This is a genomic window from Citrobacter sp. TBCS-14 (assembly GCF_005280805.1).
In the GTDB taxonomy this organism is placed as follows: Bacteria; Pseudomonadota; Gammaproteobacteria; order Enterobacterales; family Enterobacteriaceae; genus Citrobacter; species Citrobacter gillenii.
In genome coordinates, this window is sequence record NZ_SZWM01000824.1 from 1 (window position 1) to 237 (window position 237).

The window sequence follows — 237 nt, forward strand, 5'->3', positions numbered from 1 at the left end:
GGATCACGCCGCGCTGGTTTTTGGTCGTGAAGATTCGGGGTTAACCAACGAAGAATTGGCTCTGGCGGATGTACTCACCGGTGTACCTATGGTGGCTGACTATCCATCACTCAATTTGGGGCAGGCGGTGATGGTGTATTGCTATCAATTAGCAGGTTTAATACAACAACCGGCCAGAAACATTGAGGTGACGGATGAGCATCAGCTACAGGCATTGCGCGAACGTGTTTTGCGTTT

1 protein-coding gene is annotated in these 237 nt (G+C 50.2%); it reads left to right on the forward strand.

What is annotated here, in order from left to right; all coding sequences use genetic code 11:
- On the forward strand, positions 1-237 hold a 237-nt coding region (locus tag FDX22_RS21505; protein ID WP_304571799.1), incomplete at both ends, for a TrmH family RNA methyltransferase.